The organism is Ruminococcus turbiniformis (genome assembly GCF_020687545.1).
GTDB classification, from domain to species: domain Bacteria; phylum Bacillota; class Clostridia; order Lachnospirales; family Lachnospiraceae; genus Mediterraneibacter; species Mediterraneibacter turbiniformis.
The window spans coordinates 1-14234 of sequence record NZ_JAJEQX010000053.1 but is presented as its reverse complement, the minus strand read 5'-3'; the positions used below and the strand labels follow the sequence as shown (position 1 = coordinate 14234).

Genomic DNA, 14234 nt, shown 5'->3' with positions numbered 1-14234 from the left:
CGCACCAGCGGTATTCTTCCATTATGAGGGATGGGGAGTCTTTAAATCAAAAGAAACCCTGGCCGCTCAGCTCCGCATTGCGGCCGTTTTGCTCCGCAAAACCGGCCGTAGTAGGCCGCTATTTGCAATTACGCCTCCTAAGCAAGATTAAACTCAAGGGAAAGTGTCTGTTTAATCTCTTCTCGTTTTGTATCAACGATTCCTACTGTAGCGATGATTATATTATACGAACATACGTTCTATTTGTCAATAGCCCCATTTCCCTTTACAAACACTAATATTTCATGCCTTCATGAATTAATCCTTCTTTCCATACGGTATTTTCGGTTCTGCTACCATCGACAGCGACTCCTTTCCGTCAAGATCATAAGTAATCATGTTATGTCTCGGCTCGATAAAAGATGCTGAACCGCCAATACCAAAATATTTTTCAAAAAATGTCTTTAACTTATCAATGACGCCTTGCTTCTTCTTCGCCCTGATACCAGTGCCGCCGAAGCGTGAGATCGGGGGTAGAAGTTTATCAATGTCAGTCCCGGTTGTCTTGATCTCCCCGTCCCGGAAAGCGTTCTCCATGAACTTCCGGGTGTCCTCCGGGCGCAGCCTTTCTTCCACGATAATCTCATCAAGATCTTGTTCCCGCCGCTGTGCCACGTAATTATTCCATTCGTCCATGACGTCATCCACCTCGTTGATCCCGGCGATAAAGTTCTCGATCAGCTGTTTCTTGCTCCGCAATTCCGGACTGGCGTCTACGGCCTTACGGATCGTGATCAGCACTTCCTTATCCTCACAGTGGGTATCGTGGTACTTTTTCACGAGCATCAGGATATAATCAATGTTAATCTCAATCTGGTGAATCAGTTCCACTTCAAAGACCACGTCATCCGTGATGTCCGTGCTTTCTCTCCGTTTGCGGCTCCACTCGTCTCGTAAGTCCTGATACCGTCCCAGATAATCCTGCAGGTCACGCTCGGAGATCCCTTCCTTGCCTTTAAAGTCATCAAAGGATACTAGAAGGTTCCGCATACGTAGGATAGCGCCAAACAGGGCAATAAACTCTTTCTGGTTCTGTTCCCCGGTGATCCGTGGCTCCGATAATGGAAATTTCTGATTCAGTTCTTCTATCAAATCCACGTACCCCGGCATGGACTTTCCGTCTATGGATTCGTACCCATAATAGTAATCCTTAAAACTCTGCAGGAGAACAATTCCTCCGGCATTCTTGTCCCCGAACAGGGAAATAGCGCTATCCACACGCTTTTGCAGGTTGCGGAAGCATACGATATTCCCAAAGGTCTTGATAGAATTCAGGATACGATTGGTACGGGAAAACGCCTGAATCAACCCGTGCATCTTCAGATTTTTATCCACCCACAGCGTGTTCATGGTCGTGGCGTCAAATCCCGTCAGGAACATGTTCACGACAATCAGCAGATCCAGTTCTTTATTCTTCATACGCAGCGACACGTCTTTATAATAATTCTGGAATTTCTCACTGGAGGTGTCATAGTTCGTATGGAACATTTCGTTATAATCCCGGATTGCCTCTTCCAAAAATTCACGGGATGGCTGGTCAAGAGCAGATGTGTCTTCCGAATTCTCCTCATCCAGAATACCATCCGCTTCCTCTTCGTTTGCGCCATAGCTGAAAATAGTCGCAATCCGCAGCTTCTTGGTCGGGTCTTCCGCCATCTGTTTCTGGAACTCCCGGTAATACAACTTGGCCATCGGCACGCTCGCCACCGCAAAGATGGAATTAAAACCACTGATGCGCTGTTTCCGCTTGATTTCTTCCACTTCGTCACGCTTGGCAGATGCCACTTCCTTGATATTCACCAGTGTATTATATACGTAGGTTTTATCGCCACGGTAGGTCTTCTGGTCGAAATGCTCTAGAATATAGCTGGTCACAAGGCGGATACGCTCAGGAGCCATCATGGCCTTCTCCCGGTTAATATCCCAGACCATCTCATCCGTAATCTCTTCCTCCGCCTTCATTGTCTGGACGTAATCCACCCGGAACGGGAGTACATTCTTGTCATTGATGGCGTCCACAATAGTATAGCTGTGAAGCTGGTCTCCAAATGTCTGCGCCGTAGTAAAGAATTCCGGGTTTTTTGCCCTGCCCGAATTCACGGAAAAGATCGGTGTGCCAGTGAAGCCGAACAGATGATATTTCTTAAAATGTTTCACAATCGCCGTGTGCATGTCCCCAAACTGGCTCCGATGGCACTCGTCAAAAATGATGACCACGTGTTTCGTGTACACCTCATGAACAGGATTCTTCTTGATAAAGGTTGCCAGTTTCTGAATGGTCGTAATAATGATATGGGCTTCCACGTCTTCCAGTTGCTTTTTCAAAACCGCAGTGGAGGTGTTGCTGTTTGCCGCCCCTTTTTCAAAACGATCATATTCCTTCATGGTCTGGTAGTCCAGATCCTTACGGTCTACCACGAACAGTACTTTGTCAATATACGGGAGCCTTGAGGCAAGCCTTGCTGTCTTAAAAGAAGTCAGGGTCTTGCCGGAACCTGTGGTGTGCCAGATATAACCGCCGCCTTCCACGCTGCCATATTTTTTATAATTGTTGGCAATCTCAATCCTATTAAGAATGCGCTCCGTAGCTGTGATCTGATAAGGGCGCATGACCATCAGCATATCCTCGGACGTAAAGATACAATATTTTGTCAAGATATTTAAAATCGTGTGCTTTGCGAAAAACGTCTTCGTAAAATCGATCAAATCAGGGATCACACGATTATTGGCATCTGCCCAGAAGCAGGTAAACTCAAAACTGTTACTGCTCTTGGTCTTACTTGCGCCTTTCTTTTTATGCTCCCGCTCTGCGTTCCACCGGGTACTGTTAGAATAATATTTCGTATTTGCTCCATTGGAGATAACAAAAATCTGGATGTATTCATACAGCCCACTGCCCGACCAGAAAGACTCTCTCTGGTAGCGCTCAATCTGATTGAAAGCCTCCCGGATGGCCACGCCCCTGCGTTTCAGTTCTATATGTACTAACGGGAACCCGTTGACCAGCACTGTAACATCATACCGGTTGTCGTGCTTTGCCCCATCTTTTGTACTAACCACATACTGATTGATGACCTGCAGACGGTTATTGTGGATATTTTTCTTGTCGATCAGCGTGATGTTCTTAGTCGATCCATCGTCACGACGCAGATTCTGGATATGATCCTCCTGTATCTTCCGGATCTTTTCCACGATGTGTTCATTCGGGTTTGCTATGGCATTGTGGAAGAAGTCCTCCCATTCTGTATCGGAAAAGATATAATGGTTCAATTCCTCCAGCTGCCTGCGGAGATTACTAACCAGATCACTCTCCGTGTGAATCGGAAGGTATTCATACCCTTGTTCACACAGCATTCGGATGAATTCCTGTTCCAGGGCGGCTTCGCTCTGGTAACTGTCAGAACGCTTCTTTACCGGCTCATATTCCGTGACAACGGTATTTTCTGACGTTTCCGCCACGATATTAAAATATGGCACAGTGTTTGCCTCCTTACTTTTTCTGTAGTTCTTCAAAGGATAATAACTTATCCCGATAATATTCATACTGCTTTCGGCGTGCCTCAATTTCCGCCGGAAGGCCTTCGGACAGGTCGTTGCAAAGGGTATCAAATCGGTCGAGTATATTTACAATCTTATTTTGTTCTTGCAAAGCTGGTATAAGCAGCAGCACATTAGAAAGTGTCTCCCCACTAACATGTGGGACACCTGCCCCTCTTTTCATTGCATTCAAAGCAGGCTCCATATTTTTTAAAACATAATATAAATATTTTGTAGTGACCAGTTCGTTTCTTCCTTCATATCCAAAGCCATCTGTAACATATATTTTCCGATTCCAATAGGAAACAAAGCCAGCAGAAACTCCACTCCTGGCAATAACTACAATTTCCCCATCATGGTTATATTTATTGATATAATAAGCTGGCTCTTGACCACCAAGGATCACTGGAATATCTCCTTTTGTAGTACTTTTCTTGGTGATGTATTCCCCTCTGAATACATTTGCAACTTTTCTGAGCGGTAAGACAGCATAACCAAACACATACTGAATAAGCCTAATTGCGTTCAGTTCTGTCTGTCTGTCTGTCTGTCTGTCTGTCTGTCTGTCTGTCTGTCTGTCTGTCTGTCTGTCTGTCTGTCTGTCTGTCTGTCTGTCTGTCTGTCTGTCTGTCTGTCTGTCTGTCTGTCTGTCTGTCTGTCTGTCTGTCTGTCACGAGCATGCTGCCGGACTCAGCAAATGTCAAGAGTAAATCTCGATAATATTCATATTGTTTTTGACGCGCTTTAATCTCGGCTGGCAAACCAATATTCAAGTTAGTACAAATGGCATCGAAGTTATCGAGAACTTTAACAATTCTCTTCTGTATGTCAAGATTCGGAACTGGTATTTCCGTACTCATAATTAAAGAAGCATTCAAATCACCTCTTGCACCTTGTTTCTTTGAAATCAACTCATCTTGTTTACTGCACAAGCAGTAATACACATATTTATATAGAGCTTTCTCCTTGTCTATTTCCATATTTAAGCAATGCTGGTTGGTTGTTGCTTTTATTTTGTTAATTGCACATCTTCCAGCCGTTGCTCCCGATATTGCAACAATTACGCAGTTTTCTGGAATCCATTTAACAGCAGTTTCTTTTACTGCTTTTTCTGTAATAAAGGAATTCACATTTGTAATCTCATTAAAGCAAACGTCCTGCGTTCTTATCCATGGTATTGTACCACCATCATAATAATCCGAATTTCCCTTCGCTGGAGTTGCTCCTGAACAACTATGCTTTATAACCTCTTTAATAGGGACAATCCTAACACCAGTTTCAAATTTCAGTAGTTGATCCCTATAAAAACTATACTGCTTCTTCCGAGCTGTAAGCTCGGCTGTAAGCTCGGCTGTAAGTAACGTGAAAGAGTCCAGCACATGGACTATTTCACGTTGTACTTCCAGAGGAGGTACTGGGATTTTATACTTCATAACCGCCTCTTTGTTACCACGAGGCATTTTTGCCCCCTTTGAATTCTGCATGTCATACAAAAAAAATTGATCGGAAGATAGGACATAATAAAGAAATTCAGGCATCATCCTTCTATCTTTAATTTGGATTGCAAGAACATCTCCATTCGTTCCTCCATCACAATCTGCCAACCAAATTTTTTTCAGATATGGACGAATGTTACCAATCAATACATCTCCTCTATGAAATTCAATCACCGTACCTATTGTTGGCACACTACTAGCTTTTACTTTTCCTCGCTTATTTTGAAGTAAATTCTCAACGCCAACATAATTGTTTTCATCTACACACGAGGCATCAATACGATTTTTAGCATAATTTGCAATGACATTGAGTTCTACTACCTCCACGCCATTTGGACAACGTTCTTGTATCAATTTTACCAATTTGTTCATTTCATCGCCTCCCACATTTTTCGGTGAGATTCTTCGCAAATCTGTCTACGTTGAAAATATTCCTTGCTCAATAAATATGTTTTGTCCATTTTTATTCTTACTTTTGGCTCAAAATATTTCCCATAGTTCTCAACGAAGGGAATATAGTCGCTAGTATCTGCACAGACAATTCGATTACAATTACCTCCGTCACTCTTACCAAAGCGAAGTCGTAGCTGACGGAGTGCTAATTTTCGGAATCCTTTTTCAAAGAAGATAAAATTTTCTCCTCCTCTTTTTGCATGAGAATCAAAAACTAAACAATCCGGCTCTTGTACAAGTAAATCAGTCATATACTTTTGCTCTATCTCAGATAGTGAAACTTCATTATCAACCTTATCAATCAATTCTTGTACACCACATTTACGTCCATCGATAATTATCAGCGGTGTTTGATCTGGCAACGTAGGAAATGTACTTGTACCATCATCATAAGCCCAAAACGTTAAAATACTATTTCCTGCTCCGTGTTTTTTGATTTCTGCTCTTGCCGTTGAAGGACTATCGGCCCAATAAGACAACTTCTGATTTGGAAACAACTTTGAATATCTTCCCGTACACTCCCGTAAATTGCCATTAAAAAGTGTGCTTGCTGTTTTCCCATAAAATTCATCCTTAAACTCTACACATCTAAAAAAATCAAATTCATCCGTAATATAGACTGGTAATTCTTTATGCTTATATATTGGTCTGCCATAATCTTGACTTATAAAAACCCTCTCCCAACTCATACCTTTCCCTCAATTTCTGCAATTATCTTATCGATCTCATCTCGAAGCACCTGCTCCCGAGCCACGATTTCTTTGATCTCCGCATTCAACTTCACAATATCTATTTTCTCTCTGGTATCTTTAGCTTCCACATAAGTGGATACGGACAGGTTATAATCATTTCCAGAGATTTCTTCATAGGTAGCCAGATGAGTGAAATGCTCCACTTCCTCCCGTTTTGTGAATGCATCGACAATGTGGTCAATATTCTCGGGAGTCAGTTTATTGTTATTCGTCACCTTAATACACTCATCCGTTGCATCAATAAACAGGGTTTTGTTGTCTGTCTTATTTTTCTTCATAACCATAATACAGGTCGCAATAGAAGTCCCGAAGAACAGGTTACTCGGAAGCTGAATGATACAATCCACATAGTTATTATCAACCAGATATTTCCGGATTTTCTGCTCGGCTCCGCCACGGTACATAATACCTGGAAAGCATACGATGGCAGCAGTCCCATTAGATGCAAGCCATGAAAGACTATGCATAATAAATGCCATATCCGCCTTACTCTTTGGTGCCAGAACTCCGGCAGGAGCAAAACGGGGATCATTAATCAGCAACGGATTATCGTCTCCCACCCATTTGATAGAATAAGGCGGATTTGAAACAATCAATTCAAACGGCTCGTCATCCCAATGCTGCGGACTGATCAATGTGTCCTCGCAGGCAATATTAAATTTATCAAATCCCACATCATGTAAAAACATATTAATACGGCACAGGTTATAAGTGGTAATATTGATTTCCTGTCCATAAAAGCCATTCCTTATCGCATCTCTGCCCAGAATTTTTTCTGCCTTTAGCAGCAGGGAGCCGCTCCCGCAGGCCGGATCATAAACTTTATTGATCTCTGTTTTTCCCACAGTTCCAAGCCTTGTGAGTAGTTCTGAGACGTCTGCAGGGGTGAAAAATTCCCCTCCTGATTTTCCTGCATTGGAGGCATACATCATCATAAGGTACTCATATGCGTCACCAAACGCATCAATGGAATGGTCTTTCACATCGCCAAGTTTCATTTCTCCCACGCCATTCAGCAACTTGACCAGTTTCTCATTCCGCTTGGCTACCGTGGAACCAAGCTTATTACTGTTGACATCATAATCATCAAATAATCCGGCAAAATCACTTTCTGCCTCACTGCCTTTCGCAGACTCCTCAATATGACGGAATACTCGCTCCAATGTCTCATTTAAGTTTTCATCATTCGCAGCATTAGCACGAACATTGCAGAATAATTCGCTCGGCAAAATGAAAAAGCCTTTTTCTTCCACTAATCCGTCACGTGCTTCTTCTGCATCCTCGTCAGGCATTTTTGCAAAGTCAAAATCAGAGTTTCCTGCTGCTGCCTCTCCACTGTTTATGTAATTACACAAATTTTCAGAAATATATCGATAGAACATCGTTCCAAGAACATAATTCTTAAAGTCCCATCCGTCAACTGCTCCCCTCAATTCATCCGCAATTGCCCAAATAGCACGATGCAGTTCATCACGCTCTTGTTCCTTTTTAGTATCAACCATTCTCTTTTCCTCCGTTATCTTCCGGTATAAATTCCAGAATATCGTCCACACCACAATTCAAAACACGGCAGATACTTTCCACACTTTCAAGGGAAATATACCCGCCTCGTTTCAATCGCGTGATAATATTTGCGGAAAAACCCGCTTCCTGCTGCAGCTGTGCATTCGTCATGTTTTTCTCTATCAATAAATGGAATAATTTCTTATAGCTAACTGCCATGTCGCACCTCCATTTTTCTGCCAAAAAATATAAGAAAAGTATATCACGCAAAAGTGAATTTTTCAATTCATGAATACCTTTTGAAAAAGAAATTTTCCTTCAAATAAACTGTTATTCATAACAAAACGGCATTGCACTTCCAGTTAATTAAAGAAAATGCAATGCCACTTTTTACTGGTTTTGTGAAAATATATCCTTTCGCCAAAACGTATAACACCTGTTCTCCAAGGTCTATCCCCCTGGGTAAATCAATTTCCCTATACCCATTCTACGGAAACAGAAACACACACCTATTTTCGCTCCAAATCGGCAGAAACCTTTGATTTACTGGGCTTTTCTCGTGAGCAGAGCGACTGTCTCCACATGCACCGTCTCACAGAACTGATCCACCGCCGTCATCCGCTCCACTCGATACCCTCTCATCTGCATCATCTCCAGATCTCGTGCAAGACTCGTCATCTTGCACGAGATATACACAATCCTTTCCACACCGTAGTCCAGTATCTTCGGCAGCGCCTTTGGATGGATGCCGTCTCTGGGTGGATCCAACACGATCACATCCGGCTTTTCATCAATCTCATCGAGCACCCGAAATACATCGCCTGCTATGAATTTACAGTTGGAAATACCGTTCCTCGCAGCATTTTCCTTTGCAGCTTCCACCGCTTCTTCAACAATTTCCACACCGATGACCTGTTTTGCCACCGGAGCCAGAACCTGACTGATCGTCCCCGTCCCGCTGAACAGATCAAAGACAGTCATATCCCGGATATTGCCGATGTACTCTCTCACTGTTTCATAAAGCACTTCCGCGCCCCGGGTATTTGGCTGAAAGAAAGAAAACGGAGTGATCTTAAACTCCAGTCCCAGCAGTTTCTCATAAAAGAAGTCTTGTCCGAAGAGAATGCGGGTTTCATCGCTCTGTACCACGTCAGACAGAGAGTCATTCACAATATGAAGAATACCGACAATCATTCCCTCCAGCTCAAGGTGAAGCAGCGCATCCACAAGCGGCTTCAGATCGTGTTCCTCCTGAGATGTCGTCACAAGACTGACAAGAATCTCCCCTGTCGTATCCCCGCGGCGAAGAAGAAGATGGCGCAAATACCCTGTATGCTGCATCTTCCGGTAATAGCTTACCTTTCTCTCCCGGAAATATTCCAGCACACAGACAAGAATCCTGTTCATATCACTGTGAACCAGCCTGCAGTCTGACGCGGTCAGAATATCGTAGGTGCTCCCTTTCCTGTGAAGTCCCAGAGAGAGCGGTCCGTCCTTATATTCATCCCCAAAGGAGAACTCCATCTTGTTCCGGTAACCGAACTCCTTCGGACTCGCCTTCACACCTTCAAACATATACTCCCCAATCACCGCTCTGTCCATGATCCGGCGGATCTGCCCTTCCTTCATCTTCATCTGCTCTTCATAGGTCATTGTCTGATACATACATCCCCCGCACGCGGGAAAGATGCTGCAGACCGGATCTCTCGTCTCAAGAGGCGACTTTTCCAACACTTCCAGAAGTCTTCCCTCCGGGCTGCCCTGCTTGAATTTGTTAATGACAAAACGAACCTTCTGACCGGGCATTCCGTTTTTTACAATCACCTTTTTCTCCTCCCCGGGCAGAGATACGATGCCTTTGTTGGGGAAATCCACTCTCTCAATTATTCCTTCAAATACCTGTCCTTTTTTCAAAACCAAAGCTCCTTTTACAGAAAAACAGACAGGGTGCAGTTGCCCACATCCTGCCTGACTGTTCCTTTTTCTCAAACCAGCTGTCCGAAATCCAATACCGACTTTCCTTACCCGGCTCTTATACCTGATCGTCCTCGCTGAAATAGTCGTCAAAATCATCATCGAAATCGTCTTCAAAATCTTCCAGATAATCCGGTGTAAAGAAACGGTATACCGCATACGCGATTGCCGCTACTGCCGCCACTGCTCCAATAATAGCCAATACCCAAATTACTGTATTTTTCTGTTTTTCTGCCTCGTTTTTATGCAGAATCTCACTCAGTTTTGACTCAGCGATAAGCTCTTCTACTTTGCTCATAATGCACGTCCTTTCTCTGTCTCTGAGACAGCGCTTACTTTCTAATATTATAACACTAACATTTTCAGATTACTACTGATTTAATATAAAATCTTTAATCGATGAATCTATACTAATCCGAAATCATGAAATTTTCACAAGTTTCGCGAACATGGCAAACATCTTTCTCACGCCTGCATTGTCAAAATCCACCGTCACCTCAAAATCTCTGCCTCCCTCGCGGATCTCCAGCACCGTTCCCTCACCGAATTTTACATGGCGCACTCTGTCGCCCGCCTGATAGGCGAGCTTGTCCGTCTTCTCCGCTCTGAGCTGACTTCCTTTCTGAAGTGCAGAGAAAGGCTGCCTCCCGGAAACCAGCTTATTATATGAGAGAGAACCTGCGCTGCTTCCTGCAGATTTTTCACTGCCTGCCGAAAATCCACTGCTGTCCGAAAATTCACTGCTGCCCGAATCTCTTCTCCTTCCAAAAGCCCCTCTGCCACTGTTTCCCATATCCAGAAGATCTCTCGGAATCTCTTTTACAAAACGCGACAGCTTATTGTACTGCACATCTCCCCGGATCATCCTGCTTCTTGCACTTGTCAGCGTGAGCTTTTTCTCCGCGCGGGTGATCCCCACGTAACAAAGCCGCCGCTCCTCCTCAAGCTCTTCCGGATCATCTCCGGTGATTGTCATATAGCTCGGGAAAAGTCCGTCCTCCATGCCCGCCAGATAGACATGCGGAAATTCCAGTCCTTTCGCGCTGTGCAGAGTCATAAGGACTACATAGTCCTGTTCCTCATCCAACGAGTCAATATCTGCCACAAGAGCAACCTCTTCCAGAAAACCGCTTAAGGACGCCTGTTCTCCTCTGTCCTCGCAGTCCTCCTCGTAAGCGGCAGCCTTGCTGATCAGCTCGTCTATATTCTGGATTCTTGCAGCGGTATCCTCGGGGTCATCTCCTTCCAGACTCTGTATGTAACCGGTCTGCTCGATGATCTCATTTAAGAGATCCGTCAGACTCTCTTTCTCCGACTGCCCCCGGAAATATTCAATCAGAGCCGCAAAAGAGTCAAGCTTCGACGCGCTTCTCCCCACCCCCGGTATAAGATCCGGAGCCGTCAGAGCTTCGTAGAAGCTGATTCCTCGCATGTCGGCAGACTCCTGAATCCGATTTACTGTTGTAAGTCCGATGCCGCGTTTCGGCACATTGATAATTCTGCGCACAGCCAGATCGTCCTGCCCGTTGTCCACTGTCTTTAAATAAGCCAGAATATCCTTGATTTCTCTGCGGGCATAGAAATTAACGCCGCCCACGATCTTATACGGAATATTCATCGCCACGAACTTCTCCTCAAAAAGACGTGACTGGGCGTTTGTGCGGTAGAGAACAGCGTTGTCATTATACGCTGCGCCCTCCCGTACTCCCTTCCGGATATCCTCCGCGATAAACTCCGCCTCCTCATATCCGTTGTCAAACTGCCGCAGAGAGATCTTCTCTCCCTCTCCGTTGTCTGTCCAGAGTGTCTTGTCCTTCCGTCCCAGGTTGTTCCGGATCACGCTGTTGGCAGCATTTAATATATTCTCTGTGGACCGGTAGTTCTGCTCCAGCTTGATCACTTCCGCATCTGGAAATTCCTTCTCAAAATCAAGAATGTTCCTGATGTTTGCCCCGCGGAACTTATAGATGGACTGATCGTCGTCACCTACCACGCAGAGGTTTCTGTATTTTCCGGCAAGCAGGCTTACCAGCTTAAACTGCACTGTATTCGTATCCTGATACTCATCTACCATGATGTAGCGGAACCTCTCCTGGTAGTTTTCAAGCACATCCGGCTGTGTACTCAGAAGATGTACCGTCTTTACAAGGAGGTCGTCAAAATCCAGAGCATTGTTTGCCTTGAGCTGGGCCTCGTATTCCCGGTATGCCCTGGCAATTTTTTTCTGCCCGAAATCACCTCCCGCGTTAAGTTCAAACTCCTCCGGAGAGATCAGCTCGTTTTTTGCGGAAGAAATAACCGAGAGCAGCATCCGTTCCTTAAACTGTTTGGTATCAATATCCACCTTGCGGCAGACTTCCTTCATCAGAGTTTTCTGATCATCAGTATCATAAATTGTAAATCGGTTCTCATATCCGAGCCTGTCTATAAACCGCCTGAGAATCCGCACACACATAGAATGAAATGTACTCACCCATATACTCTCCGAGCCGAAGCCGACCAGGCTGTCCACCCTCTGGCGCATCTCTCCAGCCGCTTTGTTTGTAAACGTAATTGCAAGGATATTCCAGGGATTCACTCCCCGCTCCTCGATCAGATATGCAATTCTGTGCGTCAGCACCCTTGTTTTACCTGATCCGGCTCCTGCCAGAATAAGAAGGGGGCCGTCCGTATGAAAGACCGCCTCCCTCTGTGGTTCGTTCAACGTATCATAAATGCTCATAAATTACACTTTCTCCAATGTAAGTATTTTATAAGACAAAGCAGATATCCGCAATACGCTTTGCCCTGGTTACCGTTTTCAGGTGTCATTATAATATGGACGGTTCGCTTCTGTCAATGCAGCCGTCCGGACACCGCTTTCACAGCTTTACAGATATTCGTTTCATGGATTTTCCACTTGTCATATAGTTTTCACTACTATATAATAGATATACCGAGGTGATAATATGACAATTGATACAAATGATATATTAAACAGTATTCTCGAGAGTCTTGACCATGTGGATTATATCCGTCCGGAAGAGATTCCTAACATTGACCTGTATATGGATCAGGTTACTACTTTTATGAATGATCATTTTGCTTCCACAAAGCGCTACAGCGACGATAAAATTCTTACCAAGACAATGATCAACAACTACACGAAGAACAATCTGCTGCCTCCGTCTATAAAGAAGAAGTACTCCAAAGAGCATGTTCTTCTTCTCATTCTGATCTACTACTTTAAAAGTATCCTGTCAATCAAGGATATTGAAACCGTATTAACCCCGCTCAGAGAAAAATATTTTCCGGGCGAGGGAGAAATCAGTCTCGCCGATCTTTACCGGGAAGTTTGCGAAATGGAAAAATCTCGCATCGAACCTATGAAGGATTCAGTCAGGGAAGCGTACGAGAAATCTCTTTCCTCATTTTCAGACATTTCCGATACTGACGATCAGAACGAACTCAGGATGTTCACCTTTCTGTGCAGTTTAAGTTTCGATGTGTATCTGAAAAAAATGATGATAGAAAAAATCATAGACAGCATGGCCTCCGCAGAGGAAGAATGAACGAGCGTATAACAAAAAGGGGAGATTGGATAAAACCAATTTCCCCTCTTTTTGCTGTTTACTTCCGCCGGTTCCAGCGTCAGTGTACAAACGTTTATTACTCCAGGCTTTCCAAAAAATCTCTGTAATTCATCAATTTACCGATTTTGGGGAAGATCCATTTCTCACAACAATCCTGTTCTTCCTGAGTATCTGTGGCCGTACAGTCTCCAATCACAATCACTCTATACCCCTTATCATAAGCTGACCTCGCGGAAGATTCTACACACCAGTCGGTATGGAAACCAGTGAAAGCAACATATTCTATCTCATTAGCTCTCAGATAATAGTCAAGTCCGGTAGAATGAAATGCATCCAGCGTCTTCTTCCCTTCTACCACAACATCCCCCGGCTGGGGCGTAAATTCTTTAATGATCTCCGGTCCCGGAGTCCCGCGCAGCCATGCCCCGGTTCCCCAGTCTGCTTCCATATCCATCTCAATTCCGCGGAGTCCTTCACAAGCAGGTCCTACAGATTGGCAATGACATGTCTTTCCGCCAGCTGTTCTTTAATATGGGCATACATTGTGCCGCCTTCTGACAGGAAATCATGCTGTGGCTCAATTAATACAATTGCAGTTTTCTCTTTGGGAATTTTTATATCTGACATCTTCATAAATCCTTTCATTTTTTCTTATATTCATACCGTGCAGCGAAGACTTTACTGTAAACACATTCATTCCAAAAGTCGGCGTTATCATACCTGTCTCAATGGCAACGATCATGACACGTCCAAACCATACCATATCATACCCCAAATCTGCTATAATTCATTAGGAAAGTATCAGATTCAGAGCAGACACAAAAAGAGCAGTTCTAAGTAAAGTTGAACTGCTCTGAATGTGATTCTTTCCAATTGTACCAAGCTGCGGACGGGTCAGCCAGGATGTA

At 44.1% G+C, this 14234-nt stretch carries 11 protein-coding genes and 1 pseudogene; 1 reads left to right on the top strand and 11 read right to left on the bottom strand.

Annotated elements, in window-relative coordinates; translation table 11 throughout:
- Nucleotides 1-297: 297 nt before the first annotated feature.
- The 9 genes from LKD70_RS17450 to pcrA form a co-directional block, all read right to left on the bottom strand.
- Complete coding sequence (locus LKD70_RS17450) at nt 298-3516, bottom strand: type I restriction endonuclease subunit R (RefSeq protein WP_227709148.1); 3219 nt, start codon at nt 3514-3516, stop codon at nt 298-300.
- Nucleotides 3517-3529: 13 nt separating this feature from the next.
- Nucleotides 3530-4078, bottom strand: a complete 549-nt coding sequence (locus LKD70_RS17445) for a restriction endonuclease subunit S (RefSeq protein ID WP_087416507.1) — start codon at nt 4076-4078, stop codon at nt 3530-3532.
- Nucleotides 4079-4091: 13 nt separating this feature from the next.
- A complete protein-coding gene (locus tag LKD70_RS17440) occupies nt 4092-5444 on the bottom strand; it encodes a restriction endonuclease subunit S (RefSeq protein ID WP_227709147.1) in 1353 nt (450 codons plus the stop codon).
- Complete coding sequence (locus tag LKD70_RS17435) at nt 5441-6214, bottom strand: hypothetical protein (RefSeq protein WP_227709146.1); 774 nt, start codon at nt 6212-6214, stop codon at nt 5441-5443. Before LKD70_RS17435 ends, LKD70_RS17440 begins: the two co-directional genes overlap by 4 nt.
- Complete coding sequence (locus tag LKD70_RS17430; RefSeq protein ID WP_227709145.1) at nt 6211-7779, bottom strand: type I restriction-modification system subunit M; 1569 nt, start codon at nt 7777-7779, stop codon at nt 6211-6213. The genes LKD70_RS17435 and LKD70_RS17430 overlap by 4 nt, the downstream gene beginning before the upstream one ends.
- A complete protein-coding gene (locus LKD70_RS17425; protein ID WP_456115030.1) occupies nt 7772-8065 on the bottom strand; it encodes a helix-turn-helix domain-containing protein in 294 nt (97 codons plus the stop codon). The genes LKD70_RS17430 and LKD70_RS17425 overlap by 8 nt, the downstream gene beginning before the upstream one ends.
- A 258-nt stretch (nt 8066-8323) precedes the next feature.
- Entirely contained in the window at nt 8324-9694 is a 1371-nt protein-coding gene (rlmD, locus tag LKD70_RS17420) for a 23S rRNA (uracil(1939)-C(5))-methyltransferase RlmD (protein WP_227709144.1), read from the bottom strand.
- 118 nt (nt 9695-9812) lie between these two features.
- Entirely contained in the window at nt 9813-10052 is a 240-nt protein-coding gene (locus tag LKD70_RS17415) for a hypothetical protein (RefSeq protein ID WP_227709143.1), read from the bottom strand.
- A 123-nt stretch (nt 10053-10175) separates the two neighbouring features.
- Nucleotides 10176-12476: a DNA helicase PcrA gene (gene pcrA / locus LKD70_RS17410; protein WP_227709142.1), complete on the bottom strand. Its 2301-nt coding sequence runs from the start codon at nt 12474-12476 to the stop codon at nt 10176-10178.
- A 226-nt stretch (nt 12477-12702) separates the two neighbouring features.
- On the opposite strand from pcrA, the gene LKD70_RS17405 reads away from it, so the two are divergent.
- Nucleotides 12703-13305: a DUF1836 domain-containing protein gene (locus LKD70_RS17405; protein ID WP_227709141.1), complete on the top strand. Its 603-nt coding sequence runs from the start codon at nt 12703-12705 to the stop codon at nt 13303-13305.
- A gap of 97 nt (nt 13306-13402) precedes the next feature.
- On the opposite strand, the pseudogene LKD70_RS17400 reads toward LKD70_RS17405, so the two are convergent.
- Nucleotides 13403-13792, bottom strand: a pseudogene (locus tag LKD70_RS17400) (cysteine hydrolase family protein); the annotation flags it as partial.
- A gap of 20 nt (nt 13793-13812) precedes the next feature.
- Nucleotides 13813-13953, bottom strand: coding sequence for a hypothetical protein (locus LKD70_RS17395; protein WP_227709140.1), 141 nt, complete (start codon nt 13951-13953; stop codon nt 13813-13815).
- Nucleotides 13954-14234: the final 281 nt, after the last annotated feature.

Bases quoted from the DNA above. Each gene is read 5' to 3' on its own strand.
- LKD70_RS17395 (WP_227709140.1), bottom strand. From the start codon at position 13,953: ATGTCAGATATAAAAATTCCCAAAGAGAAAACTGCAATTGTATTAATT.
- LKD70_RS17430 (WP_227709145.1), bottom strand. From the start codon at position 7,779: ATGGTTGATACTAAAAAGGAACAAGAGCGTGATGAACTGCATCGTGCT.
- LKD70_RS17415 (WP_227709143.1), bottom strand. From the start codon at position 10,052: ATGAGCAAAGTAGAAGAGCTTATCGCTGAGTCAAAACTGAGTGAGATT.
- LKD70_RS17405 (WP_227709141.1), top strand. From the start codon at position 12,703: ATGACAATTGATACAAATGATATATTAAACAGTATTCTCGAGAGTCTT.
- LKD70_RS17435 (WP_227709146.1), bottom strand. From the start codon at position 6,214: ATGAGTTGGGAGAGGGTTTTTATAAGTCAAGATTATGGCAGACCAATA.
- pcrA (WP_227709142.1), bottom strand. From the start codon at position 12,476: ATGAGCATTTATGATACGTTGAACGAACCACAGAGGGAGGCGGTCTTT.
- LKD70_RS17440 (WP_227709147.1), bottom strand. From the start codon at position 5,444: ATGAACAAATTGGTAAAATTGATACAAGAACGTTGTCCAAATGGCGTG.